This window comes from Paenarthrobacter aurescens, assembly GCF_025421775.1.
Lineage (GTDB): Bacteria > Actinomycetota > Actinomycetes > Actinomycetales > Micrococcaceae > Arthrobacter > Arthrobacter aurescens_B.
In genome coordinates, this window is record NZ_JAOEFX010000034.1 from 1 (window position 1) to 416 (window position 416).

Below are 416 nucleotides of genomic sequence, written 5' to 3' on the forward strand. Positions count from 1 at the left end.
TGAATCGGTCCCATTGTTCCTCATCGGGCCTCATGGTGATGAAGATAATCCCAATACCTACTGCGTACCATTCAACTTGTTTAATTACGAAGTTTGTAGAATACTGTCCTGTTTTTTGCGCGTTATAAATAGCTATACAGCTAATGATAAAAAACAGCAGCATTGTAAAAGCAAGACCATAATTAAAGCTTTCTGACTTCTTGCGTTCCATCTTTAAAACACCTTTTCTTTATTAAATTTCCATTCCAATTACTGAATATAAGTTTCTCTAATATATGCTAGAAAAATATCAATAAAATAGATTTCTTCTCATGATCTATCACAAACCTCCAATCTGTTTTACCCGTGATGTTTTATATAAAAGGTCTACCATACGATAGCCTGTATAATCAAAACGTGTATTAGCCCTAATTTAG

1 protein-coding gene is annotated in these 416 nt (G+C 33.2%); it reads right to left on the bottom strand.

Features of this window, described 5'->3' with window-relative positions; translation table 11 throughout:
- Window positions 1-211 (bottom strand): hypothetical protein (locus tag N7568_RS22565; protein WP_261611977.1); only part of this gene is annotated, 211 nt, incomplete at its 3' end.
- Window positions 212-416: the final 205 nt, after the last annotated feature.